We start from the raw sequence: 22830 nt of genomic DNA, 5'->3' as shown, positions 1-22830 counted from the left end.
ACAGGCCCAAGGTGTGGCGCCGGCGCCGGCCGCGTGTGCGGTCGGCGCCGGATGCGTTCACCGCCGGGAGGCGGCCCTGCCTCGCCGGTACAGAACGGCGCCGCCCGCGATCAGCGCCGCGCTGACGCCGGAGGCCGCCAGCAACGCCGCGTTGTCACTGCCGGTGTGCGGCAGCTCGGGCGGGGTGTGCCCGCCGCCACCGCCGTTGTGCGGAGGCGCGGTGTGCCCGCCACCGGGAGGCGTGCTGTGCCCGCCGTGCGGGGGCGGTGTCGAGTGGCCGCCGTGCGGAGGGGGCGTGCTGTGCCCTCCGCCGGGAGGGGTGCTGTGGCCTCCTCCGGGCGGCGACGAGTGGCCCCCGCCGGGAGGGGTGGAGTGACCTCCGCCGGGAGGCGTGGAGTGACCGCCGCCCGGAGGCGTCGAGTGACCTCCGCCGGGAGGAGTGCTGTGACCTCCGCCGGGCGGGGTGGAGTGGCCGCCACCGGGAGGCGACGAGTGACCGCCACCGGGAGGAGTGCTGTGGCCTCCTCCGGGCGGGGTGGAGTGACCGCCACCGGGAGGCGACGAGTGACCGCCGCCGGGAGGCATGGAATGGCCGCCGCCGGGAGGAGTGCTGTGCCCACCGCCGGGAGGCGTGCCGTGACCGTGGCCGCCGCCCGGAGGCATGTGGCCTCCGCCGCCGCACGTGTCGCCGTAACCGCCGCAGTCGTCCCCGTGCCCGTGGCCGCCCTGGCCGGAGTCGCCATAACCGGAGTCGCCGTAGCCCGAGTCCCCGTAACCGGAATCGCCGTATCCGGAATCGCCGTATCCGGAATCGCCGTAACCGGGTTCCTCGTCGTCCGAGTCGCCGTAGCCGGCGTCGCCGTAGCCCGGGTGGTCGTCGTCCGAGTCGCCGTAGCCCGGGTGGTCGTCGTCGGACGCGCCGTAGCCGGCATCGCCGCCGTGCGGGTCGTCGTGGCCGTTCGGTGTCCCGTGCGCGCGGTCGTCGCGGGCGCCGGCGTGCTCGGCGCAGGCGTTGCCGAACGCGGGGTCGAGCGCGGCGACGAGGTCGGCCGAGTTCCCGCAGACGTTCAGCGGGACGTGCAGCGGGGCCTCTACGTGGTTGCCCGAGAGGGCTCCTGGTGAACCCTTGGCCGCCCCCTCGGCGTTCGCGTCGGCGAGGGCGTAGCCGCCCCCGCACAGGGACAGAATGCTCGTCGCGGCGGCGGCCGCGACCATTCCCCTGCTCAGGGTCTGTCGCAATCTCGTGGTCTTCCTGCTCGGAGAAGTGGGAAAGGCCGGCCTCGGACCACACGGAAGTCGTCCAAAGCCGGCCCGGACCCGGCCGGGACGGCCGGGAACGACATGTCGTCAGTCGTTGATGCAGACGTTGCCGCCGGTCGGGTTCAGCGCGGCGATGACGTTGATCGAGTTGCCGCACACGTTGATCGGGATGTGGATCGGAATCTGGACGACATTGCCGGACAGGACGCCCGGGGAGCCGATGGCAGCGCCGTTGGCACCGGCGTCGGCGAAGGCGGGGGCGGCCCCGCCCAGGGCCAGGATCAGACCCGCGACAACAGCAGCGCTCTTCTTCATGGGTTTCCCTTCTCTGCGGTCATGCCTAGATGACGGTCGAAACCGAGCGAGCGCAACTGGAACGGCTCGCACCATGACTCGCAGGCTGCAAACGAGAGATAGACATCCGAAGAAACTGACGAACGCGCGTCGTCCGGGAATTCACTCGAACGCCTTCATACAATTGACCCGCCGGAATCAACGGGGAGAAACGATTCGCCTGAGCAGGGCAACAAAAATTGACAGAACATCAGGGAAAGGCCGCACCGAATTTCGCAGCCGGACGGTCCGCCGAAAGAAGCACGGACCGTCCGGAGAGCGGCGCCGACGGGCGTCAGCCGTTGGCCGCGCCGTTGCCCGAGAGGGCGGAGATGTCGTCCAGGATGTGCGACAGCGGCTCGTCGCCCTTGGCCTGGGTGCTGTTCTCGGCGCACTGCTGGTTCTGCGGCGAGGCCAGGACGTTGACGTCCTGGACGTCGATCGGGAGAGCGCCGAGGACGCCTTGCACGTTCCCCTTGACCGGCAGGCCGATGCACAGCTTGTTGAGGGAGCTCTGCACCAACGTGGCCTGCGGGCTCATGTCACCCTTGGTCACCGAGTTCCCGAAGGCCTCGCGCGCCCCGTTGCCGCTGGCGGAGGTGGTGCCCGCGTCGTCCCCGATGGCAAGCGCCTGGGGAGCGGCAGCCGCCGACACTCCGATGACGGAAGCGGCGACCGCGGCCGCGGCCATTGCCTTCTTCAGCATTTCGCTATTCCTTTCCCTGTCCTGACTCCGAGCCAGGACCATGTGCCTGCCACCGAACCAACCGGATGCATGGGGAATGGTTGCGGCCGTTCACCCGATCGGTTTGTCCGACCCGACGACCGGATTTCCCGCCAATAGGCCATCGGGGTGAAGGAGGGCAACCAAGCAGCGGCTGATGGCGTTAGCCAGAGCGCTCCGGTGGACGGGGTTTTCACGAAGGGATTCAACAAGTGATCAAGAAGGTACTGGCCGCCGCCGCGGTCGCCGCCTCCGTCGTCGGCGTCGCAGCCGCCGCTGCCACCCCCGCGCTCGCCATCGGCAACGACAGCGGCACCACCTCCGCCAGCGGCAACGGCGCGAGCCAGTCGTTCGGCAACTCGGCCACCTTCGGCAACATGAGCCCGCAGATGGCGCTCGTCCAGGGCTCTCTCAACAAGCCGTGCATCGGTCTGCCCGTCAAGGGAAACCTGCAGGGCCTCGTCGGCGCCGTCCCGATCAACGTCCAGGACATCAACGTCCTGTCCTCCCCGCAGAACCAGCAGTGCGTGGAGAACAGCACCCAGGCCAAGGGCGACGAGCCGCTGTCGCACATCCTGGACGACATCTCCGTGCTCGCCGGCAACGGTGCGGCCAACCACTGATTCCGACGTGGTGAACGGGTTCTTTTCCTGAGCCCCCGGGTGGTTTCTCCGCCCAGGCAGCGGGCCGCCGGATCATCGGCGGCCCGCTGTTCTAGCGTGCGGCGAGTGACGACGAAGAGAAACCTACTGCCACGTCGGCTGGCGATTCCCTCAATCGTCCTGGCCGCCACCGGCGCGCTGCTCGGCAGTTCCGCGCTCCCGGCCCGAGAGCACGCCCCGCGCGCGATGAACGTCCTGCTGATGGGCACCGACGAACGCGACACCATCTCCGCCGGCGAGAAACACGCGTTCCACGCCGGGGGTGTGCCCTGCGGGTGCACGGACGTCCTGATGCTGATCCATCTCTCGGCGCGGCGGGACCGCGTCAGCGTGATCGGCCTGCCCCGTGACTCCTGGGCGCACATCCCGCAGTACCGCGGCCCGGACGGCAAGCAGCGCAAGGCGCATCCGGCGAAACTCAACGCGGCCTACCAGGAGGGCGGCGCGGAGCTCACCGTCAAGACCGTCGAGTCCATGACCGGGTTGAGCGTCGACCGGTTCCTCCAGGTGGACTTCCGGCGCTTCATGGACTCCGTGGACGAGGTCGGCGGCGTCGAGGTGTGCACGCCGCGGCGGCTGAAGGACTTCGCGACCGGCATGGACCTCAAGCCGGGCAAGCACCGGCTCGGCGGCGGGCAATCACTGCAGTACGTGCGCTCGCGGCACGTGGACACAAGCGCCGACCTCGGCCGCATCCAGCGTCAGCAGCGCTTCCTGCTGCAGTCGTTGCTCGAGGTGCAGGCCCGCAAACTGCTGGACGACCCCCGGCGCACCCTGCACCTGGTGCGCACCCTCTTCGGGGGCGGTCAGCAGGGGTTCTCGCTGAACGAGTTCGTCCAGGAGACGGCCGCGCTGCGCAGGCTTCCGGACGCGGCGACGGAGTTCACGACCGTGCCGATCGGCGGGTCCGCGCCGGCCTCGCTGGGCATCGGCTCGGCGCTGGCCTGGGACGACCGCAAGGCGGAGGCGCTGTTCACCAAGATCCGGATGGACCGGCCGTTGGTCGCCCAGGGCGAGAATCCGAAGCCGAAGGATCCGCCGACCGTTCTCGGCAGCACGGTGCCGGTGCGCGGGAGCGCGTACGCGTGCAGGTGAGGGGCGTGCGATGAGGGCGGGCGGTGCGCTACGCCGATCGGGGCACATCGCGCAACCCCGGGCCGGGGCGGAGCGTTGTTGATCATGCGGCTCCTCCCCGGTGTCCGCGCCTTCGAAAGGGAACGAAAATGAAGAAGCTGTGGGCATCCGCGGCCCTCGCCGCCTCGGTCGCCGGTCTCGCGGCCGTGAGCGCCCCGCAGGCCCTGGCCATCGGTGACGACAGCGGCACCACCTCCGCCAGTGGCAACGGCGCCTCGTCGGAGTTCGGCAACTCGGCCACCTTCGGCGACATGAGCCCGCAGCTCTCGCTCGTTCAGGGTTCGCTGAACAAGCCGTGCGTCGGCCTGCCGGCCAAGCTGAACCTTCAGGGCCTCGTCGGCGCCGTCCCGATCAACGTCCAGGACATCAACGTCCTGTCCTCCCCGCAGAACCAGCAGTGCGTGGAGAACAGCACCCAGGCCAAGGGCGACGAGCCGCTGTCGCACATCCTGGACGACATCTCCGCCCTCTCGGGCAACGGCGCCGGCAACGGCTGAGCCGCACCCTGACGTACCGCGACGGCGGGTCACCGGTTCCCCGGTGGCCCGCCGTTCCGTGTGCCTCCCCCGGTGTGCCTACAGGTCCAGGTGGTTCGCGTCGGCGATGGCCTCGGCGAGGGCGGTGACGTCCGCGTCCTTCGTCTTCCTGGCCAACGTCTGCGCGGTCTCCTGCAGTTCGGCGAGGCCGGGGGCGTCCGGGAGCCCGGTCTCCGGGCGGCGCAGGGCGTCGGCGAAGTAGGCGGCCGTCGCCGTGACCCGGAAGCGGACGGAGGCGTCGGCGAGGTCGTCGCGCAGGGCGCCGGTCTCCAGCCGGCCGGAGGCCTCGTGCGGGGTGCGGGTCTCGGGGTCGAGCCAGCGGACGGTGGCGGTGGCGAGGCGCCCGTCGGCGCCGGGCTTGACGCGCACGGCGTAGAGGGCGGTGACCGTGTGGCCGGGGCCGACCTCGCCGCCGTCGACGCGGTCGTTCTGGAAGTCGTCGTCGGCGACCTTGCGGTCGTCGTAGCCGACGAGGCGGAACTCGGCGACGGCGTCGGGGTCGAAGGCGACCTGGGCCTTGGCGTCGCGGGCGGTGAGGTCGACGTTGCGCGGGAGGTCGTCGCAGAAGACCTTGCGGGCGTCGGTCTCGTCCGACACGTAGACGGTGTGGCCGTCGCCCTTGTCGGCCAGGCGTTCCATCAGGGCGTCGCCGTAGTCGCTGCCGACGCCGACGCCGAAGAGGGTGACGCCGTGTTCGCGGCGGGCGGTGCCGACGCGCTCCAGGATCGAGTCGGCGTCGGTGTCGCCGGCGTTGGCGAGGGCGTCCGAGATCAGGACGACCCGGTTGGTGGCGTCCTTGCGCAGTCCCTCGACGGCGGTGGCGTACCCGGTTTCCACGCCGGCGCCGAGGTTGGTGGAGTCGGCGGGTTCCAGGCCGTCGACGGCGTCGTGGACCCGGCCGCGGTGGCCGCCGATCCGGGTCATCGGCAGGACGGTCTCGGCCTCCCCGCTGAACGTGACGAGGGCGACGGAGTCGTCGTCGCGCAGGCGGTCGGTCATCGTGTCGAGGGAGGACTTGGCGAGGTCCAGACGGCCGGGTTCGCCCATCGATCCGGAGACGTCGATGACGAAGGTGAGGGCGGCGGGCGGGCGCTCGCCCTGCTGCGCGGCCGTGCGGGTGGCGAGGCCCACGCGGACCAGGGACCAGTCGTCGTCGCCGGTGCGGGCGCCGTCGACGGTGACCGAGAAGCCGTTGCCGTCCGGGCGTTCGTAGTCCTGGCGGAAGCTGTTGACGAACTCCTCGGGACGAACGGTGGCGGGGTCCGGGCGGCGGCCCTCGGCGAGGGTGCGGCGGGCGTAGCCGTAGGACGCGGTGTCCACGTCGAGGGCGAAGGTGGAGAGGCGGTCGGAGCGCCCCTCGTCGTTCTTGTCGTCGCCCTCCTCACCGGCGCGTGGTGCGCTCGGCGCGGGGAAGGGCTCGGTGTGGTGGGCCGCTCCGTCCGCCGCCTTGTCGCCGCCGAAGTCCTCGCCCGCGCCACAGCCGGTCAGCAGCAGTGCCGCTGCGGCCGTGACGGCGAACAGCGCCGGTGCCCGGTGGTTCCTCATGTCTGCCCCCTGTGTCCGTCGACGTCTGCGACTGTGACGGGACAGGGGGCCGGAACGTGCGGCACGGGGTGTTGCGGAAGCATCTCGAAAGGGACACGGGGGTCGGTCTCCGAGACCGGTAAGTGATCTTCCGGTGACCTAGGAGACGACGTCCTTGCGGGCGAAACCCCGGAAGGCCAGGGCGAACAGCACCAGGGCGTAGGTCACGGAGACGGCGGCGCCCTGGATCATGCCGGACCACTCGGGGGTGGGCTGGACGGCGTCGGCCCAGGCGAACTGCCAGTGCGCGGGGAGGAAGTCGCGCCAGTCGCCGAGGGCGGTGACGGCGTCCAGGACATTGCCGACGATGGTCAGGCCGACCGCGCCGCCGACCGCGCCGAGGGGGGCGTCGGTCTTCGTGGAGAGCCAGAACGCGAGGCCCGCGGTGACCAGTTGGGAGACGAAGACGTATCCGACGACCACGACGAGCCGCTGGGCGGCCGTGCCGGAGTCGAGCGCGCCGCCGGTGGGCAGCTCCAGCGGGCCCCAGCCGTACGCGGCGCTGCCGACGGCGAGGGCGACGACCGGCAGCAGGACCATCGCGGCCAGGCTGAGGCCGAGGCCGACGACGAGCTTGGACCACAGCAGCCGGGCGCGGGGCACGGGCGCGGCGAGGAGGTAGCGCAGGGAGGACCAGCCGGCCTCCGAGGCGACGGTGTCCCCGCAGAACAGGGCGACCGGGATGACCAGCAGGAAGCCCGCCGACACGAACAGGTTGACCGAGGCGAAGTTGGCGCCCGAGGCGGTCGCCGTGTCCATCAGGGTCACCTGGTCGTTGCGGCCGCCGGGCTCGCCGCCGATGGCGAAGGCGATGAGCAGGACGAACGGCAGGGCGGCGAGGACGCCGCCCATGATCAGCGTGCGGCGGCGCTTGAGCTGGCGGACCAGCTCCACGCGCAGCGGCAGGGTGCGGCCGGGCTGGTAGCCGGAGGCGACCTCGGTGAGCGTGCTCATGCGGAACCTCCGATCAGGGTGAGGAAGGCGTCCTCCAGGCGGCGGTGCGGGCCGACCGAGGTCACCGGCACGTCGAGCCGGACGAGTTCGGCGATCAGGCGCCGGGCGGTGCCGTCGGCGTCCAGGCGGATCAGCAGGCCGTCGTCGGCGGGCAGCGCGGAGGCCACGCCGGGCAGGGCGGCGATCTTCTCGACGACCGGCTCGTCCACGGGGACGGCGGTGCCGACGAGGAGGGTGTCGCCGGAGCCGACGATCTCGGCGACCGGGCCCGCCTGGACGAGGCGGCCGCGGTCCATGACGACGAGGTGCGTGCAGGACTGCTCGACCTCGGAGAGCAGGTGGCTGGAGACGATGACCGTGCGGCCGGCAGCCGCGTAGCGGATCATCACCTCGCGCATCTCGCGGATCTGCGGCGGGTCGAGGCCGTTGGTGGGCTCGTCGAGGATGAGCAGGTCGGGCAGGCCGAGCATGGCCTGGGCGATGGCGAGGCGCTGGCGCATGCCCTGGGAGTAGGTGCGCACCGCGCGGGCGAGCGCGTCGCCGAGACCGGCGATCTCCAGGGCCTCGTCGAGGTGGGCGTCCTCGGCGGGGCGGCCGGTGGCCCGCCAGTACAGCTCGAGGTTCTCCCGGCCGGTCAGATGCGGCAGGAAGCCGGCGCCCTCCACGAAGGAGCCGACACGGGAGAGCACGGGGGCGCCCGGGCGGATGGCGTGGCCGAAGACGCGGATCTCGCCGCCGTCGGGTGCGATCAGGCCCATCAGCATGCGCAGGGTCGTCGTCTTGCCGGCGCCGTTGGGCCCGAGCAGCCCGAGGACCTGGCCCTTCTCCACCTGGAAGGACAGCTCGCGGACGCTGTAGCGCTCGCCGCCCGCGTACTTCTTGCTCAGGTCGGCGATGACGAGCGGGACGTCGGCGAGCGCGGGGTCGGGGGCCGGGGTGGCGGTGCGGCGGCGGGCGGTCAGCAGCAGGGCGAGCGCGACGCCCGCGCCGGTGAGGGGCAGCCACCACACCCACGAGGGCAGCGGTGCCGCAGCGGTCGTCACGGCGGGGGCGGTGGGGACCGACAGGTCGCTCTTCAGGGAGACGGTGTACGTCGCCGGGGCCGTCGGGGAGGCGTAGCCGAGGTCGGTGGAGGCGAGGACCAGGCGCAGCCGGTGCCCCTCCTCGACCTTGTGGTCGATCGCCGGGAGGGTGATCGTGACGTCCTTGCCGGCCTGGGCGCCGTCGACGCGGACCGGGGCGACGAGCTGGGCGGGCAGCACCTGGCTGCCGCTGCCGCCGACGTCGTAGACCTTGGCGAAGAGGACGGCGGCGCCGGTGGTCGACTTCACGTGGACGGTGACCTTCGGCGTGCCGGTGACCCGCAGGTCGTCGGCGACCGGCGCGGAGTCGAAGGCGGCGTACTGGCCGGGGAAGTCGAGGGAGACGCCGACGCCGAGGGCGGAGAGCCGGGAGAGGCCGCCGCCGCCGAGGCCGGGCAGGGCGGAGACGGCGGGCGGGGTGGCGCCGGGCGGGTTGGCGAAGGACTGCTCCTCGCGGCGGCCGGTCAGCGGGAACGAGCGCTCGCCGTGGGTCAGGCCGGGGTAGGCGTCCGCGCTCGCGCCCCGGAGCCGGGCGGCGCCGTCGGTGGAGTCGACGCCTCCGGTGCGGGTGACGCGGAAGACCGGGCCGGTGTCGGCGGACCGGTCGCCCTTGAGGTAGCGGTCGAACCAGGAGGCGACGCGGGCCTGGACGCGGGCGGCCTCCATGTCGCCGCCGTCGTGGCCGCCGGCGATCCAGTCGACGTCGACGGGGGCGCCGTTCGCGCGGATCGCCTTCTCGGCGGCGTCGGACTGGGCGAGGGTGAAGAGGGAGTCGGTCTGGCCCTGGAACAGGAGCGTGGGCACCTTGATGCGGTCGGCGACGGCGGACGGCGAGCGTTCCTCGAGGAGCCGGCGTGCGGCGGCGTCCGGGACGCCGGACTCGGCGACGCGCTCGTACATCGCGGCCAGCCCGGGTTCGAAGCGGGCGGCGCCGCCGCCGGTGTTGAAGAAGACCCCGGTCCACAGCTTCTTGAACACGCCGTCGGGGAACAGGGCGTCGGCGAGGTTCCAGTAGGTGATCGCGGGGGCGATGGCGTCGACGCGGTCGTCGTGTCCGGCGGCGAGCAGTGAGACCGCGCCGCCGTAGGAGGCGCCGGCCACGCCCACGCGCGGGTCGCCGGGTTTGTCGAGCCGGACCTCGGGCTGCTTCGCGAGCCAGTCGATCAGCCGGGAGACGTCGGCGACCTCGCCCTTGGGGTCGTTGAGCCCGATCCTGCCGGTGGAGTCGCCGAAGCCGCGCGCGGACCAGGTCAGCACCGCGTATCCGTCGCGGGCGAGCTTCTCGGCCTGTTGGCGGACGTCGTCCTTGCTGCCCCCGAAGCCGTGCGCGAGGAGCACGGCGGGGCGACGGCCGGCGGCGCCGGAGGTGAAGTACGAGGTGTCCAGGCGTACCCCGTCCACCGCCATGACCCGGTCGGTGTGGTGCACCGCGGGCGTGTCGTCGTCGGAGGCGACGGCCGTCCAGGTACCGGCGCCGGCGAGTACGACCACGGCGGCCGCGGCGGCGAGGAGCCGTCGCGGCCGCCGTGGCCCTCGCAGACCGGGCAGTCGAAGATCCATGCTTCAACCGTACGGGGTCAACCTGTCGTGGAGTTGTCGACCGCAGACCGAACTCGCCGACCTCCCCGGGGCGTACGCGGCCGGGGCGGCATACCGCGGATGCGGTACGCGCGGGTCAGTCCTGCCCGTCCTCCGGGACGGTCACCAGCCAGCGGGTGGTGCGGCGGGGGCGGAGGTAGAGGGCCCAGTAGAGGGTCGCGGCGGCGACGATGCCGCCGGTCCACAGGAGGTAGGCCGTCTCCTGCCGGGCCAGGATGTACGCGAGCACGGCGATCAGCAGGGCCGGCACGGCCGGCCAGAGCGGCATGCGCCAGGCGGAGGTGTGCCGGTGGTGGCCGCGCCGGGAGAGCAGGGCGGCGACCGCGACGAGCAGGTACATGCCGGTGACGGAGACGCCGGTGACGCCGTACAGGGTGTCGAGGTTCACGAAGCAGAGCGCGGCGCCCGGGATGCCGACGGCGAGGGTGGCGACCCATGGGGAGCCGAAGCGGCCGAGCTTGGCGAAGACGTCGTTCACGGGCTCGGGCCAGGCCTTGTCGCGGGCTGAGGCGAACAGGACCCGGGAGTTCTGGATGACCATCACGATGCCGGCGTTGATGATCGCGAGGGCCACGCACAGGCCGACGAAGGCGCCGACGGCGGAGTTCGACCAGGCGGTGACCATGGAGCCGATGTCGCCGCCGGTGAGCTGGGCGAGGTCGGAGGCGCCGAAGGTGATGGCGACGACCGGGACCAGGATGATCACGGTGGAGATGGCGAGGGTGGCCAGCACCGTGCGGGCGACGTTGCGGCGCGGGTGCTCCAGCTCCTCGGAGAGGTAGACGGCCGTGGAGAAGCCCTGGGTGATGAAGAGGGCGATGGCCAGGCCCGAGACGACCATCATGGCGGTGACCGTGTCGGCGTGCCCGTCCGAGCCGGCGACCCGCAGGGACACCAGGCTGCCCGCGCCGCGGTGCCCGTGGGCGAAGCCCAGGACGGCCACCACGGCGGCCGCGATGACCTCCAGGACCAGGAAGACGCCGGTGATCCAGGCGTTGGCGCGCAGGTCGAGCAGGCCGGCGAGGGTGGCCAGCAGCATGACGCCGGCGCCCGCGAGGGAGGGGTCGAGGTGGACGACCGGGGCGAGGTAGTCGGCCGTGCCCATGGCGATCACCGGCGGCACGATCATGACGACGAGGAGGGAGAGCACGAAGACCAGCCAGCCGGCGAGCCGTCCCGCCAGGGTGGAGACCATGGCGTACTCGCCGCCCGCGCTGGGGATCAGGGTGCCCAGCTCCGAGTAGCAGAACGCCACGGCGACACAGAGCAGCGAGCCGATCGCGATCGTCAGGGCCGTCGCCGTGCCGAGCGAGCCGAACAGGTCCGGGACCACGACGAAGAGCGTGGAGGCGGGGGTGACGCAGGACAGGGTGAGGAGGGTGCCGCCGACGACTCCGATGGAGCGTTTGAGCTTCTGGGGGGTGTCGGGCGCCTGGGGAGGGGCGGTCTCGACGGGGCGGAGCGTGTCGGTCATGCGGCGGGTCCGATCGACTCGTGCGGATGCCTCCGGCGGCTGTGGTGCTGCATGGAATCCCGACGGAAACCACTGCGTCAATAGGGATTTGCCTACGAAATCCGTAGCCCGGAAGCCTCCGTGGGCACGGATACGCCGGTTCGAGGCAGGCCGCTCCGGTCGGTCGGCGCGTACGGGAACCGCAGCGCCCCCGGCGAAAAAGCGGGGCGACGTTCGGCATGCGGACGTGTCAGTGTGGCCCGCTAGGGTTTTCGGGGATCACAGACGATGCACAGGGGTGGGGACTCATGAGGACGAAGTACGCGGTCGCCTGGACGGCCGTCACGGTGGCGGCCCTGGTCACGACGGCCGGGTGCGGCGCCGAGAGCGCCAAGGACGCGGCCAAGGCCGTGGACGGCACGGACGCGATCATGGCGGCGCTCGGCCGGGCGACCGACCGCACCGAGAAGCTCGGCTCGGCGGAGGTGAAGATGACCACCTCCATGGGCGCCGGCGCCCCGGTCGCCATGGAGGGCACCTACTCCTGGGGCGACGGCTACGCGTTCGACGTCCTGATGGACACCGCGGCCGCGCAGCTGCAGCAGCTCCAGGACGCTCCGAAGACGCGCATGCTCTTCGTGGACGGCGCGTACTACTACGACGTCGACCCTCAGCCCGCCGGCCCGCTCAAGGGCAAGGAGTGGATGAAGATCGACAGCTCGGCCGTCTTCGGCAAGCAGGGCGCGCAGGCGCTCAGCGGCAGCAACGGCAGCCCGTCGGCGTCCATGAAGAGCCTGAAGTACGCCGACGACGTCGAGAACCTCGGCTCCGAGAAGATGAACGGCAAGGCCACCACGCACTACCGGGCCGTCGTCGACCAGGCCGGGATGGGCAAGTACAAGAAGGCGTACGGCGACAAGGACAATCTCTTCGGCTCGCTCACCGGCGGCGCCACCTCGATCACCATGGACGTGTGGGTCGGCCCCGAGGATCTGCCGGTCCGCATGATCCAGGAGATCGGCACCATGAAGGTGACCATGGACTTCGAGAAGTTCGGCCGGACGGCCCCGGTCAAGGCGCCGCCGGCCGCGCAGACCGGCGACCTCACCGAGGCGGTCAAGGCGGCCGGCGGTGGCGCCGGTTCCACCACCGGCTGACGTCCTCGCCATCGGACTGCGCGCCCGGCCTGTCCGAAGCCTGTCCGCGCGCCGTCGGCCGGCGCACGGCGACGCCCTGCCCCCCGGACGGGGCAGGGCGTCGTCGTGTGTGCGGGGTCAGTGGTTGCGGGGGAAGCCCAGGTCCACGCCCGCGGGGGCGTCGGCCGGGTCGGGCCAGCGGGTGGTGACGACCTTGCCGCGGGTGTAGAAGTGCGTGCCGTCGTTGCCGTAGATGTGGTGGTCGCCGAAGAGGGAGTCCTTCCAGCCGCCGAAGCTGTGGTAGCCGACGGGGACCGGGATCGGGACGTTCACGCCGACCATGCCGGCCTCGACCTCCAGCTGGAAGCGACGGGCCGCGCCGCCGTCCCGGGTGAAGATCGCGGTGCCGTTGCCGAACGGCGAGGCGTTGATGAGGGCGATGCCCTCGTCGTAGGTGTCGACGCGCAGCACGGTCAGCACCGGGCCAAAGATCTCGTCCTGGTAGGCCTTCGCGGTGGTGGGCACCTTGTCGAGGAGGGAGATACCGATCCAGTGGCCGTCCTCGAAGCCGTCGACGGTGTAGCCGGTGCCGTCGAGGATGACCTCGGCGCCCTCGGCCGCCGCGCCCGTCACGTAGGAGGCCACCTTGTCGCGGTGGACGGCCGTGATGAGCGGGCCCATCTCGCTCGTCGGGTCGTTGCCGGGACCGATCTTGATCTTCTCGGCGCGCTCGCGGATCTTCTCCACGAGCTCGTCGCCGATGGAGCCGACGGCGACGACCGCGGAGATGGCCATGCAGCGTTCGCCCGCCGAGCCGTAGGCGGCGGAGACGGCGGCGTCTGCGGCCGCGTCCAGGTCCGCGTCGGGCAGGACCAGCATGTGGTTCTTCGCGCCGCCCAGCGCCTGGACGCGCTTGCCGTTCGCGGAGGCGGTGGTGTGGATGTAGCGGGCGATCGGCGTGGAGCCGACGAAGGACACGGCCTTGACGTCCGGGTGCTCGAGCAGACGGTCCACGGCCACCTTGTCGCCCTGCACGACGTTGAACACGCCGTCCGGGAGACCGGCCTCGGACAGCAGCTCGGCGATCTTCAGCGAGGCCGACGGGTCCTTCTCGGACGGCTTCAGCACGAACGTGTTGCCGCACGCGATCGCGATGGGGAACATCCACATCGGGACCATCGCCGGGAAGTTGAACGGCGTGATGCCCGCGACGACGCCCAGCGGCTGGCGGATCGACGCGACGTCCACCCGGCTCGCCACCTCGGTCGACAGCTCGCCCTTCAACTGCACGGTGATCCCGCACGCCAGGTCCACGATCTCCAGGCCGCGCGCGACCTCGCCGAGCGCGTCGCTGTGCACCTTGCCGTGCTCGGCGGTGATCAGCTCGGCGATCGCGTCCCGGTTCGCGTCGAGCAGCGCCCGGAAGGCGAACAGGATCGTGCTCCGCCGGGCAAGCGAGGAGGTGCCCCAGGTGGCGTAGGCGTCCTTCGCGGCCGCGACCGCGGCGTCTACCTCGTCCACCGAGGCGAACGCGACCTTCGTGGTGACGGCGCCGGTCGCGGGGTCGGTGACCGGCCCGTACGAACCCGACGCGCCTTCGACGGTCTTGCCGCCGATCCAGTGGTTGACGATCTTCGTCATGACCGAGTGCTCCTTCACAGATGGCGGCGTCGGGTAGAGACGTGCCGTTCGTACAGCTCACGTGCCTTCACCGCGGACGGTCGCGTCGCGGTCTCGGCCACAGGTACATCCCACCAGGCCTGCGCGGGCGGCGGGCCCGACACAGTGTCGGCCGTTTCGGTCTCGACGTAGACACATGTGGGAGTGTCGGCGCGGCGCGCCTCGGCGAGGGCTTCGCGCAGTTCGCGGACGGTCTTCGCGCGCAGCACCCGCATGCCGAGGCTGGCCACGTTGGCGGCGAGGTCGACGGGCAGCGGGGCGCCGGTGAAGGTGCCGTCTTCGGCGGTGTAGCGGTACGCCGTGCCGAAGCGCTCGCCGCCCACCGACTCCGACAGGCCGCCGATGGAGGCGTAGCCGTGGTTCTGCACGAGCAGGATCTTGATCGCGATCCCCTCCTGCACGGCCGTCACGATCTCCGTCGGCATCATCAGGTACGTGCCGTCGCCGACCAGCGCCCAGACGTTGCGCTCGGGAGCGGCCAGCTTCACACCGATCGCGGCGGGGATCTCGTACCCCATGCAGGAGTAGCCGTACTCCAGGTGGTACTGGTCCCGGGAGCGCGTGCGCCACAGCTTGTGCAGGTCGCCGGGGAGCGAGCCGGCGGCGTTGATGATCACGTCGGACTCGTCGACGAGGGCGTCCAGGGCGCCGAGCACCTGCGGCTGCGTCGGGCGGACGTCGGGCTCGTCGGCCTCGTAGCAGGCGTCGACGCGCTGCTCCCAGCGCTCCTTGTCCTCGGAGTACGCGGTGACGTAGGCGTCCGCGACCCGGTGCCCGTGCAGACGCAGGGCCTCGGTCAGCTCGCCGAGGCCGCTGCGGGCGTCCGCGACGAGCGGCACACCGGCGAGCTTGTGGCCGTCGAAGGAGGCGATGTTGAGGTTGACGAAGCGGACTCCGTCGCCCGCGAACAGGGTGTTGGAGGCGGTGGTGAAGTCGGTGTAGCGGGTGCCCACGCCGATGATCAGGTCCGCCGTGCGGGCCAGTTCGTCGGCGGTCGCGGTGCCGGTGTGGCCGACGCCGCCCACGTCCTGCGGGTGGTCGTGGCGCAGTGAGCCCTTGCCCGCCTGGGTGGAGGCGACCGGGATGCCGGTGGCCTCGGCGAACTCGGCGAGGGCCTCCTCGGCGCGGCTGTGGTGGACGCCGCCGCCCGCGATGACCAGAGGGCGTTCGGCGGACCTGATCGCCCGTACCGCCTCGGCGAGTTCGGCGGGGTCGGCGCCGGGGCGGCGGACCGCCCAGACGCGCTCGGCGAAGAACTCCTCGGGCCAGTCGTAGGCCTCGGCCTGGACGTCCTGCGGCAGGGCGAGGGTGACCGCGCCGGTCTCCACCGGGTCGGTGAGGACGCGCATCGCCTGCAGCGCGGCCGGGATCAGCGCTTCCGGGCGGGTGATCCGGTCGAAGTACTTCGACACCGGGCGCAGGCAGTCGTTGACCGACACGTCTCCCGCGTAGGGGACTTCGAGCTGCTGGAGCACCGGGTCGGCGGCCCGGGTGGCGAAGACGTCGCCGGGCAGCAGGAGGACCGGCAGCCGGTTGACGGTGGCGAGGGCGGCGCCGGTGACCAGGTTGGTCGCGCCGGGGCCGATCGACGTCGTCACCGCGTGGGTGGAAAGACGGCCCGACTGGCGGGCGTAGCCGACGGCCGCGTGGACCATGGACTGCTCGTTGCGGCCCTGGTGGAACGGCATCTCGTCGGCGTACTCGACCAGCGCCTGCCCGAGGCCCGCGACGTTGCCGTGGCCGAAGATGCCCCAGGTCGCGCCGATCAGCCGCTGCCGTACGCCGTCGCGCTCGGTGTGCTGGGCGGCGAGGAAACGCACCAGCGCCTGGGCGACCGTCAGCCGCGTCGTCGAGGTCTGCGCCGTCATCGGTAGCCCCCTGTGCTCTCTACGTGGTCCGGGTGGAAGCAGATCCGCCACTCCCGGGTCTGCCCCGGTCCCGCCATGACGTTCAGGTAGTACATGGCGTGTCCGGGCTGGGCGACGGCCGGTCCGTGCCAGCCGTCGGGGACGAGCACGGCGTCGCCGGAGCGCACCTCGGCGAGGACGTCGGCGCCGCCCTCGCGCGAGGGGGACACCCGCTGGTATCCGAAGCCGTTGGGGCCGTCGATCTCGAAGTAGTAGATCTCCTCGAGCTCGGCCTCCTCGCCCGGCCGGTGCTCGTCGTGCTTGTGCGGCGGGTACGAGGACCAGTTGCCGCCGGGCGTGACGACCTCGACGGCGATCAGCTTGTCGCAGTCGAAGGCGTCGGCAGAGGCGAAGTTGCGCACCAGACGGGCGCACGTGCCGCTGCCGCGCTCTTCGACGGGGACCTCCGGCGCGGGGCCGTAGCGGGCGGGGAGTCGTCGCTCGCACTTCGCTCCTGCCAGGGCGAAGCGGCCTCCCGCGCCGGAGGCGATCTGGACCCGGGCGTCCCGGGGAACGTACGCGAAGTCGGAGACCGACGCGAACACCGTTTCCCGGCCCAGGAGTTGGAACTCTTCTTGATCTGTGCGCACGGTACATCCGCCTTCGAGGGGCAGCACGATCCACTCGCTGTCACCCGTGTCGAAGACGTGCCCGCCGCCCGGCTCCAGCTCGACGACCCGCAGGCTGCAGTAGTCCCAGCCCGCTCGTACGGGATCGATGTCGAGCGCGTAACCGGCGTGCGCGGTGGTCCCGCGCGCGAGGTACAGGTCGTTGCTCATGCGGCCCTCACAGCAGTCCGACGGCGGTGTCCACGGCGGCGGCGACGTCCCCGTCCGCCGGGTAGAGCAGCGAACGGCCCACCACCAGGCCCTGCACGGTGGGCAGTTGCAGCGCCCCGCGCCACTTCTCGTACGCGCCGTCCTGGTCGTCGCCGACCTCGCCGCCCAGCAGGACCGCGGGGAGCGTGGACGTCTGCATGACCTCGGCCATGTCGTCGGGGTTGTCGGTGACGGGCACCTTCAGCCAGGTGTAGGCCGAGGTGCCGCCCAGCCCCGAGGCGATGGCGATCGACCTGGTGACGGCCTCCGCGGAGAGGTCGTTGCCGAGCCTGCCGTCGGGGGTGCGCCGGCTGATGAACGGCTCGACGAAGAGGGGGAGTCGGCGGGCGGCCATGTCGTCGACGGCGCGGGCGGTGGTCTCGAGCGTGGTGAGGGAGCCGGGGTCGTCGTAGTCGATGCGCAGCAGCAGTTTGCCCGCGTCGAAGTTGAGCCGCTCGATGTCCTCGGCGCGGTGGCCGGTGAAGCGGTCGTCGAGCTCGAAGGCGGCGCCCTGGAGGCCGCCGCGGTTCATGGAGCCCATGACGACCTTGCCGTCGAGGGCGCCGAGCAGCAGCAGGTCGTCCAGGATGTCGGCGGTCGCGAGGACGCCGTCCACGCCGGGGCGCGACAGGGCCAGGCAGAGGCGTTCCAGCAGGTCGGCGCGGTTGGCCATGGCCAGCTTGCGTCCGCCGACGCCGAGCGCGCCGCGGGCCGGGTGGTCGGCGGCGACGATCATCAGCCGGCCGGAGTCGCCCAGCAGCGGCCTGCGGGGGCGGCGGGCGGCGGCCTCGGCGATCGCCTCGGGGCGGCTGCTGCGCAGACGGACGAGTTCGGAGACGTCGACGGTGGTCACAGGACGGCTCCCGCCTCGATCGCCGCGGCGACCTCGTCCGGCGTCGGCATCGCCGAGGAGCACTCCAGCCGGGAGGCGACGATGGCGCCGGCGGCGTTGGCGTGCCGCATGGTCCTCTCCAGGTCCCAGCCCGCGAGCAGGCCGTGGCAGAGGGAGCCGCCGAAGGCGTCGCCGGCCCCGAGGCCGTTGAGGACGTTCACCGGCAGCGGCGGGACCTCGGCGGACCCGCCCTTGCTGTCGACGGCGAGGACGCCCTTGGGTCCCTGCTTGACGACGGCGAGCTCGACGCCGGCGTCCAGCAGCGCCTGCGCGGCGGCCCGCGGCTCGCGCACGCCGGTCGCCACCTCCACCTCGTCGAGGTTGCCGACGGCGACGGTGGTGTGCTTCAGGGCCTCGGCGTAGAACGGGCGGGCGGCGTCGGGGTCGCTCCAGAACATCGGGCGCCAGTCGAGGTCGAAGACCGTGATCCCGGCCTTGTCGCGGTGGGCGAGGGCGGCGAGGGTGGCGGTCCGGCTGGGCTCCTCGCTCAGACCGGTGCCGGTGACCCAGAAGACGCGGGCCTCGCGGACGGCGTCGAGGTCGAGCTCGTGGGCGTCGATCTCCAGGTCCGGCGCCTTGGGCTGCCGGTAGAAGTACAGGGGGAAGTCGTCCGGCGGGAAGACCTCGCAGAAGGTGACGGGCGTCGGCAGGCCGGGCACCGGCGTCACCCAGCGGTCGTCGACGCCGAAGCCTCGCAAGGCCTCGTGCAGATAGGCGCCGAAGGGGTCGTCGCCGGTGCGCGAGATCACCGCCGTGGACCGGCCGAGACGGGCCGCGGCGACCGCCACGTTGGTCGCCGATCCGCCCAGGAACTTCCCGAAGGACGTGACCTGCGGGAGCGGGACGCCCGTCTGCAGCGGATAGAGATCCACCCCTATCCGCCCCATGGTGATCAGGTCGTACGCCATCGACTTCCCTTCGTGTCGGTCGTCCCCGTGAATCGCCCCGCGGGGCGTCCCCGTGACGCCGCTCCCGGCATGTTCTCGGCACACGTGCCGTATCGGCTCTCAGGCTTTCTAGCCCCGCACGGTGGGCCCTGTCAATGTTTTGTCCAGACATTCGGACCAGGCCTTGACACCCCTCCGGTGAGACCGCACTCTGACGGCCATGACGTCGTTGTCACCTCAGTCCTCACTTTCCCGCATCCGGATCGGATCGGCCCCCGACAGCTGGGGCGTCTGGTTCCCGGACGATCCCGCCCAGGTCCCGTGGCAGCGCTTCCTCGACGAGGTGGCGCAGTCCGGCTACGAGTGGATCGAGCTCGGCCCGTACGGGTACCTGCCGACCGACCCCGCCGTGCTCACCGAGGAGACGTCCAGGCGCGGCCTGAAGGTCTCGGCCGGCACGGTCTTCACCGGCCTGCACCACGGCGAGGCCGTGTGGGAGAAGACCTGGGCGCACGTCGCCGACAACGCGGTTCTCGCGCAGGCGATGGGCGCGAGGCACCTGGTCGTCATCCCGTCGTTCTGGCGGGACGACAAGACCGGCGAGGTGCTGGAGTCCGACACGCTCACGGCCGAGCAGTGGCGCAACCTGACCTCGCTGACCGAGCGGCTCGGGCGGGAGGTGCGGGAGCGGTACGGCCTGCAGATCGTCGTCCACCCGCACGCCGACACCCACGTCGACAGCGAGGAGAACGTCGCCCGGTTCCTCGACGGCACCGACTCCGACCTGGTGTCGCTGTGCCTGGACACCGGCCACTACGCCTACTGCGGCGGCGACAGCGTCAAGCTGATCGAGACCTACGGGGAGCGCATCGGCTACCTGCACCTCAAGCAGGTCGACCCCGAGATCCTGGCGGACGTGCGCGCCAAGGGCACCCCGTTCGGGCCGGCCGTGGCGCAGGGCGTCATGTGCGAGCCGCCCTCGGGCGTGCCGGCGCTGGGGCCCGTGCTGGAGGCGGCGCAGAAGCTGGACGTGGACCTGTTCGCGATCGTCGAGCAGGACATGTACCCGTGCGCCCCGGACACCCCGCTGCCGATCGCGCAGCGCACCCGGGCGTTCCTGCGGAGCTGCGGGGCCTGAGACGGGCCCGGGCGGCCCCGCCCGGGACCCGGCGTGCGGCCGCCCGGACCACGGCGGCCCTGCGGCACCCCTGGCGGCGCGGCGCGCGCTGGAGCAACATGAACGCCCATGGCTGTACGGGCGTTACGCACCCGGTCCGGGCAAGGGCCGGGCGGATCCTGGGAGTTCGTCACCGCGTTTCCTCATCCACGGCTGCGGCCGGGCGTGATGAGCTATCGCGGGATCAGGCTCGCGATGCCCCGGCCCCGGCGGCGGCTCGAGGCGCCCATCGGGGCCTCCACCCTGCTGCTGGGGTTCGACGAGCCGGTGCGGATCTGGCGGGCGGGACGGGCGCCGGACACCCTCGTCTCCGTGTACTGCGGGCCCACGACCACGCCCGCCGTCGGGGAGCACAGCGGACGGTTCTCCGGCGTCGAGGTGCTGTTGACGCCGTGGGCCGCGTTCGCCCTGTTCGGCACCCCGCAGCACGAGCTCGCCAACCGCACGGTGGACCCCGACGAGCTGCCGCACACCCTCGGCTCGCCCCTCGGCGAACTCGCCGCCGCCCTGGCCGCGCTGCCGTGCTGGGAGCGGCGGTTCGCGCTGCTCGACGACACGTTCGACCGGTGGCGGCGGACGGCCGCGCCGGGTTCGGAGCGGGTGGCGCGGGCCTGGCAGCTGCTGGTGCGCACGGACGGCGGGCTGCCGGTCCCCCGGCTGGCCGAGGAGGTCGGCTGGAGCGTACGGCAGCTGGAGAGCCGCTTCCGGGAGCAGATCGGGCTGGGCCCGAAGGCGGCGGCCCGCGTGCTGCGGCTGCAGCGGGCCCGCCGGCTGCTCTCCGAGGGGCGGAGCGCGGCGGAGACTGCGGCGCTGTGCGGCTTCTACGACCAGGCGCACCTCAGCGGCGAGTTCAAGGCGATGACGGGGTGCACGCCGCGGCAGTTCGCGCAGGCCAGGCGGCTGCCGGAACCGGTGTCGCCGGCGGCGGACCGACTGAGCGGCGAGGCGACCAGCCTGCTGCTGCCGACGCCGGCCGGCAGTTGGTCCGGACCGGGTGCGCATTTTTCCAAGACCGGATGCATTGGCTGAATACAGGCTGGGGTCCTGCCAGTTGAATCCGGTCGTTCCGGTCGAACCGGCCGATCAGACCCATGCGGTTGCTCCGGCCCATGCGGTGGATCCGGCCGGTGCGGCCGACACGGACGTGCCGGGGGGACGGCGGGGAACGGGGTCGGGCCGGGCCTGTCGCAGCGGGCCCGGCCCGTCTCCTGTCGCCCACGCCGGCCGACCCCGCAGCGGGCCCCGGGCGGGCGGCTCGACGGGCGGCCCCGACAACCGGCCCGACAGGCGCCCCGGCGGCCGGCGGGCACCCCTCGCGGACCCCATGCGGACCCCTCGCGGACCCCATGCGCGGCTTTGCGTCACTCGTGTCACAAAAACCACCCTCCCGTCACACATGTCGCGCATACGCGGGCTTTGTGTCACACCCGGTCAACAGCCGCTTCCGCTCGGTCACCGGACCTCGTTCACGGGGCACAGGCTCGTTGATCGCCAGCGCAGCGCCGGGCTCCCCCCGGCGGCCTCCCGGCCGCCGCCCCGCGCACGCGGGGAAAGGTGCGGCTCATGACCGACCGAAGGCTCTGGTCCTACAAGGAGATCGCGGCGCACATCAGGGTGCAGCCGGACACCGTACGGTCCTACCGCAAACACGGACTGCTGCCCCCGCCCGACCACGTCGAGGGCGGCAAGCCCTACTGGTACGCCGACACCGTCCGCGCCTGGGTCGCCTCCCGTCCGGGCAACCGCGGCCGCAGGCCGGACTGACGCACGGGAGGAACCGTCGCCGTCCCGTGCCCCACCCCCGCCGTGGGGCACGGCGCTCCCCGGACGCCGTCGGGGAATCCGGCCGGGGCGAGGGCCCGGTCCTCCGCCGGCCCGCTCAGGCCCACGGCTCGACGACGGTCATCCCCGCGCCCGGGCTCGTCCCCAGGGCCGCCAGCGCCGCCGGAGCGGCGTCGAGCGTGATCGTGGACGTCACCAGCAGGTCGGGGCGCAGCACGCCCGACCTGACCAGCTCCAGCAGCTCCGGGTAGGCGTGCGCCGCCATGCCGTGGCTGCCCAGGATCTCCAGTTCGAGGGCGACGGCGCGGGCCAGCGGCACGGACGTCATGCCGTCCGCGGAGGGCAGCAGACCGACCTGGACGTGACGGCCGCGGCGGCGCAGGCCGTTGACCGAGGCGGCGCAGACGGCCGGGGAGCCGAGGGCGTCGAGGGACAGGTGCGCTCCGCCGCCGGTCAGCTCGCGGACCGCCTCGGCCGTGTCCGGCACGCGGGCCGCGTCGACGCACTCCGCCGCGCCGAATCTCCGCGCCAGTTCCAGGGCCTGCGGCGAGACGTCCACCGCCACCACCCGCGCGCCGCTCGCCGCAGCGATCATCACCGCGGAGAGGCCGACCCCGCCGCAGCCGTGCACCGCCACCCACTCCCCGGCGGCGACCCGGCCCTGCTGCACGACCGCGCGGAACGCGGTGGCGAACCGGCAGCCGAGGGAGGCGGCCGTCGCGTACGACAGGTCGTCGGGGATCACGACCAGGTTCACGTCGGCGTGGTCCAGGGCCACGTACTGGGCGTAGGAGCCCCAGTGCGTGAAGCCGGGCTGGGTCTGGCGCTCGCACACCTGGTGGTGGCCGGCCGCACAGGACGGGCAGCTGCCGCAGCCGCACACGAAGGGGACGGTGACCCGGTCGCCGGGCCGCCGGCGGGTGACCAGCTCGCCGACCTGCTCCACGACGCCCGCGAGTTCGTGACCGGGCACGTGCGGCAGGGCGATGTCCGGGTCGTGGCCCATCCAGCCGTGCCAGTCGCTGCGGCACAGGCCGGTGGCCTCCACCCGCACGACCACTCCATGGGGGGCGGGCCGGGGGTCGGGCACCTCACGCACCTCGGCCGGTTCGCCGTACCGCTCGAAGACCACCGCTCGCATGCGCGCTCCCGCCGCCGTTCTCGTCGCCGTCCCGTCTGCGGGTACATCGTCGCCGGACGGCCGGTACGGCGCGAACGCGGGTGGGGTCC

General features: G+C 72.4%; 20 protein-coding genes. 7 read left to right on the top strand and 13 right to left on the bottom strand.

What is annotated here, in order from left to right:
- Positions 1 to 57: 57 nt before the first annotated feature.
- The 3 genes from ACH4ZA_RS18785 to ACH4ZA_RS18775 form a co-directional block, all read right to left on the bottom strand.
- Positions 58 to 1239: a chaplin family protein gene (locus ACH4ZA_RS18785; protein WP_398430413.1), complete on the bottom strand. Its 1182-nt coding sequence runs from the start codon at positions 1237 to 1239 to the stop codon at positions 58 to 60.
- 108 nt (positions 1240 to 1347) lie between these two features.
- Positions 1348 to 1575 (bottom strand): chaplin, encoded by a 228-nt coding sequence (locus tag ACH4ZA_RS18780; RefSeq protein WP_054240076.1) that lies wholly within the window; start codon positions 1573 to 1575, stop codon positions 1348 to 1350.
- A 313-nt stretch (positions 1576 to 1888) separates the two neighbouring features.
- Positions 1889 to 2299 carry a rodlin gene (locus ACH4ZA_RS18775; RefSeq protein ID WP_398430412.1) on the bottom strand — a complete coding sequence of 137 codons (411 nt, stop codon included), beginning with the start codon at positions 2297 to 2299 and terminating at the stop codon, positions 1889 to 1891.
- Between the two features lie 230 nt (positions 2300 to 2529).
- Here ACH4ZA_RS18775 and ACH4ZA_RS18770 point away from each other — a divergent pair, with 230 nt between their 5' ends.
- From ACH4ZA_RS18770 to ACH4ZA_RS18760, 3 genes are all read left to right on the top strand, one after another.
- Entirely contained in the window at positions 2530 to 2940 is a 411-nt protein-coding gene (locus ACH4ZA_RS18770) for a rodlin (protein ID WP_398430409.1), read from the top strand.
- Between the two features lie 105 nt (positions 2941 to 3045).
- Positions 3046 to 4074 (top strand): LCP family protein, encoded by a 1029-nt coding sequence (locus tag ACH4ZA_RS18765; protein WP_398430407.1) that lies wholly within the window; start codon positions 3046 to 3048, stop codon positions 4072 to 4074.
- Between the two features lie 128 nt (positions 4075 to 4202).
- Positions 4203 to 4610: a rodlin gene (locus tag ACH4ZA_RS18760; RefSeq protein ID WP_398430405.1), complete on the top strand. Its 408-nt coding sequence runs from the start codon at positions 4203 to 4205 to the stop codon at positions 4608 to 4610.
- A 78-nt stretch (positions 4611 to 4688) separates the two neighbouring features.
- Here ACH4ZA_RS18760 and ACH4ZA_RS18755 read toward each other — a convergent pair whose 3' ends face one another.
- The 4 genes from ACH4ZA_RS18755 to ACH4ZA_RS18740 all read right to left on the bottom strand — a co-directional run bounded on the left by ACH4ZA_RS18755 (position 4689) and on the right by ACH4ZA_RS18740 (position 11342).
- The gene (locus tag ACH4ZA_RS18755) at positions 4689 to 6194 is read right to left on the bottom strand and encodes a von Willebrand factor type A domain-containing protein (RefSeq protein ID WP_398430403.1); all 1506 of its coding nucleotides are present in this window, start codon (positions 6192 to 6194) and stop codon (positions 4689 to 4691) included.
- A 138-nt stretch (positions 6195 to 6332) separates the two neighbouring features.
- The gene (locus ACH4ZA_RS18750) at positions 6333 to 7187 is read right to left on the bottom strand and encodes an ABC transporter permease (protein ID WP_319278316.1); all 855 of its coding nucleotides are present in this window, start codon (positions 7185 to 7187) and stop codon (positions 6333 to 6335) included.
- Complete coding sequence (locus tag ACH4ZA_RS18745) at positions 7184 to 9829, bottom strand: CocE/NonD family hydrolase (RefSeq protein WP_398430401.1); 2646 nt, start codon at positions 9827 to 9829, stop codon at positions 7184 to 7186. Before ACH4ZA_RS18745 ends, ACH4ZA_RS18750 begins: the two co-directional genes overlap by 4 nt.
- A 115-nt stretch (positions 9830 to 9944) precedes the next feature.
- A complete protein-coding gene (locus ACH4ZA_RS18740; RefSeq protein WP_398430399.1) occupies positions 9945 to 11342 on the bottom strand; it encodes an APC family permease in 1398 nt (465 codons plus the stop codon).
- Between the two features lie 287 nt (positions 11343 to 11629).
- Here ACH4ZA_RS18740 and ACH4ZA_RS18735 point away from each other — a divergent pair, with 287 nt between their 5' ends.
- Positions 11630 to 12478 carry a hypothetical protein gene (locus tag ACH4ZA_RS18735; RefSeq protein WP_398430397.1) on the top strand — a complete coding sequence of 283 codons (849 nt, stop codon included), beginning with the start codon at positions 11630 to 11632 and terminating at the stop codon, positions 12476 to 12478.
- Between the two features lie 117 nt (positions 12479 to 12595).
- Here the strand turns inward: ACH4ZA_RS18735 and mmsA are convergent, their stop codons facing one another.
- Genes mmsA through iolC form a run of 5 tightly spaced genes read right to left on the bottom strand, consistent with a single transcriptional unit; the run spans position 12596 to position 18662 of the window.
- Positions 12596 to 14098, bottom strand: a complete 1503-nt coding sequence (gene mmsA, locus ACH4ZA_RS18730; protein WP_319278310.1) for a CoA-acylating methylmalonate-semialdehyde dehydrogenase — start codon at positions 14096 to 14098, stop codon at positions 12596 to 12598.
- Positions 14099 to 14112: 14 nt separating this feature from the next.
- A complete protein-coding gene (gene iolD / locus ACH4ZA_RS18725; protein WP_319278308.1) occupies positions 14113 to 16005 on the bottom strand; it encodes a 3D-(3,5/4)-trihydroxycyclohexane-1,2-dione acylhydrolase (decyclizing) in 1893 nt (630 codons plus the stop codon).
- Positions 16002 to 16823: a 5-deoxy-glucuronate isomerase gene (gene iolB, locus ACH4ZA_RS18720; protein ID WP_319278306.1), complete on the bottom strand. Its 822-nt coding sequence runs from the start codon at positions 16821 to 16823 to the stop codon at positions 16002 to 16004. Before iolB ends, iolD begins: the two co-directional genes overlap by 4 nt.
- A 7-nt stretch (positions 16824 to 16830) precedes the next feature.
- Complete coding sequence (locus ACH4ZA_RS18715) at positions 16831 to 17715, bottom strand: deoxyribose-phosphate aldolase (protein ID WP_398430394.1); 885 nt, start codon at positions 17713 to 17715, stop codon at positions 16831 to 16833.
- Complete coding sequence (gene iolC, locus ACH4ZA_RS18710; RefSeq protein ID WP_319278302.1) at positions 17712 to 18662, bottom strand: 5-dehydro-2-deoxygluconokinase; 951 nt, start codon at positions 18660 to 18662, stop codon at positions 17712 to 17714. The genes ACH4ZA_RS18715 and iolC overlap by 4 nt, the downstream gene beginning before the upstream one ends.
- 199 nt (positions 18663 to 18861) lie before the next feature.
- Here iolC and ACH4ZA_RS18705 point away from each other — a divergent pair, with 199 nt between their 5' ends.
- From ACH4ZA_RS18705 to ACH4ZA_RS18695, 3 genes are all read left to right on the top strand, one after another.
- On the top strand, positions 18862 to 19779 hold the full coding sequence (locus ACH4ZA_RS18705) for a sugar phosphate isomerase/epimerase (RefSeq protein ID WP_319278300.1): 918 nt from the start codon (positions 18862 to 18864) through the stop codon (positions 19777 to 19779).
- Positions 19780 to 20013: 234 nt separating this feature from the next.
- Positions 20014 to 20847, top strand: a complete 834-nt coding sequence (locus ACH4ZA_RS18700) for a helix-turn-helix domain-containing protein (RefSeq protein WP_398430476.1) — start codon at positions 20014 to 20016, stop codon at positions 20845 to 20847.
- A gap of 534 nt (positions 20848 to 21381) precedes the next feature.
- The gene (locus ACH4ZA_RS18695) at positions 21382 to 21582 is read left to right on the top strand and encodes an AlpA family transcriptional regulator (RefSeq protein WP_210921891.1); all 201 of its coding nucleotides are present in this window, start codon (positions 21382 to 21384) and stop codon (positions 21580 to 21582) included.
- Positions 21583 to 21697: 115 nt separating this feature from the next.
- On the opposite strand, the gene ACH4ZA_RS18690 is transcribed toward ACH4ZA_RS18695, so the two are convergent.
- Positions 21698 to 22741 (bottom strand): zinc-dependent alcohol dehydrogenase family protein, encoded by a 1044-nt coding sequence (locus ACH4ZA_RS18690; protein WP_398430391.1) that lies wholly within the window; start codon positions 22739 to 22741, stop codon positions 21698 to 21700.
- Between the last annotated feature and the right edge of the window lie 89 nt (positions 22742 to 22830).

Source organism: Streptomyces sp. NPDC020597 (genome assembly GCF_044335095.1).
Classification (GTDB): domain Bacteria; phylum Actinomycetota; class Actinomycetes; order Streptomycetales; family Streptomycetaceae; genus Streptomyces.
The sequence above is the reverse complement of the archived record's forward strand: the minus strand, read 5'-3'. Positions and strand labels throughout refer to the sequence as shown.

Excerpts from the sequence above, each read along its gene's own strand:
- iolD (WP_319278308.1), bottom strand. The coding sequence starts at position 16,005 with ATGACGGCGCAGACCTCGACGACGCGGCTGACGGTCGCCCAGGCGCTG.
- ACH4ZA_RS18700 (WP_398430476.1), top strand. The coding sequence starts at position 20,014 with ATGCCCCGGCCCCGGCGGCGGCTCGAGGCGCCCATCGGGGCCTCCACC.
- ACH4ZA_RS18740 (WP_398430399.1), bottom strand. The coding sequence starts at position 11,342 with ATGACCGACACGCTCCGCCCCGTCGAGACCGCCCCTCCCCAGGCGCCC.
- ACH4ZA_RS18690 (WP_398430391.1), bottom strand. The coding sequence starts at position 22,741 with ATGCGAGCGGTGGTCTTCGAGCGGTACGGCGAACCGGCCGAGGTGCGT.
- ACH4ZA_RS18750 (WP_319278316.1), bottom strand. The coding sequence starts at position 7,187 with ATGAGCACGCTCACCGAGGTCGCCTCCGGCTACCAGCCCGGCCGCACC.
- ACH4ZA_RS18695 (WP_210921891.1), top strand. The coding sequence starts at position 21,382 with ATGACCGACCGAAGGCTCTGGTCCTACAAGGAGATCGCGGCGCACATC.
- ACH4ZA_RS18745 (WP_398430401.1), bottom strand. The coding sequence starts at position 9,829 with ATGGATCTTCGACTGCCCGGTCTGCGAGGGCCACGGCGGCCGCGACGG.
- mmsA (WP_319278310.1), bottom strand. The coding sequence starts at position 14,098 with ATGACGAAGATCGTCAACCACTGGATCGGCGGCAAGACCGTCGAAGGC.
- ACH4ZA_RS18755 (WP_398430403.1), bottom strand. The coding sequence starts at position 6,194 with ATGAGGAACCACCGGGCACCGGCGCTGTTCGCCGTCACGGCCGCAGCG.
- ACH4ZA_RS18705 (WP_319278300.1), top strand. The coding sequence starts at position 18,862 with ATGACGTCGTTGTCACCTCAGTCCTCACTTTCCCGCATCCGGATCGGA.
- iolB (WP_319278306.1), bottom strand. The coding sequence starts at position 16,823 with ATGAGCAACGACCTGTACCTCGCGCGCGGGACCACCGCGCACGCCGGT.
- ACH4ZA_RS18775 (WP_398430412.1), bottom strand. The coding sequence starts at position 2,299 with ATGCTGAAGAAGGCAATGGCCGCGGCCGCGGTCGCCGCTTCCGTCATC.
- ACH4ZA_RS18735 (WP_398430397.1), top strand. The coding sequence starts at position 11,630 with ATGAGGACGAAGTACGCGGTCGCCTGGACGGCCGTCACGGTGGCGGCC.
- ACH4ZA_RS18780 (WP_054240076.1), bottom strand. The coding sequence starts at position 1,575 with ATGAAGAAGAGCGCTGCTGTTGTCGCGGGTCTGATCCTGGCCCTGGGC.
- iolC (WP_319278302.1), bottom strand. The coding sequence starts at position 18,662 with ATGGCGTACGACCTGATCACCATGGGGCGGATAGGGGTGGATCTCTAT.
- ACH4ZA_RS18760 (WP_398430405.1), top strand. The coding sequence starts at position 4,203 with ATGAAGAAGCTGTGGGCATCCGCGGCCCTCGCCGCCTCGGTCGCCGGT.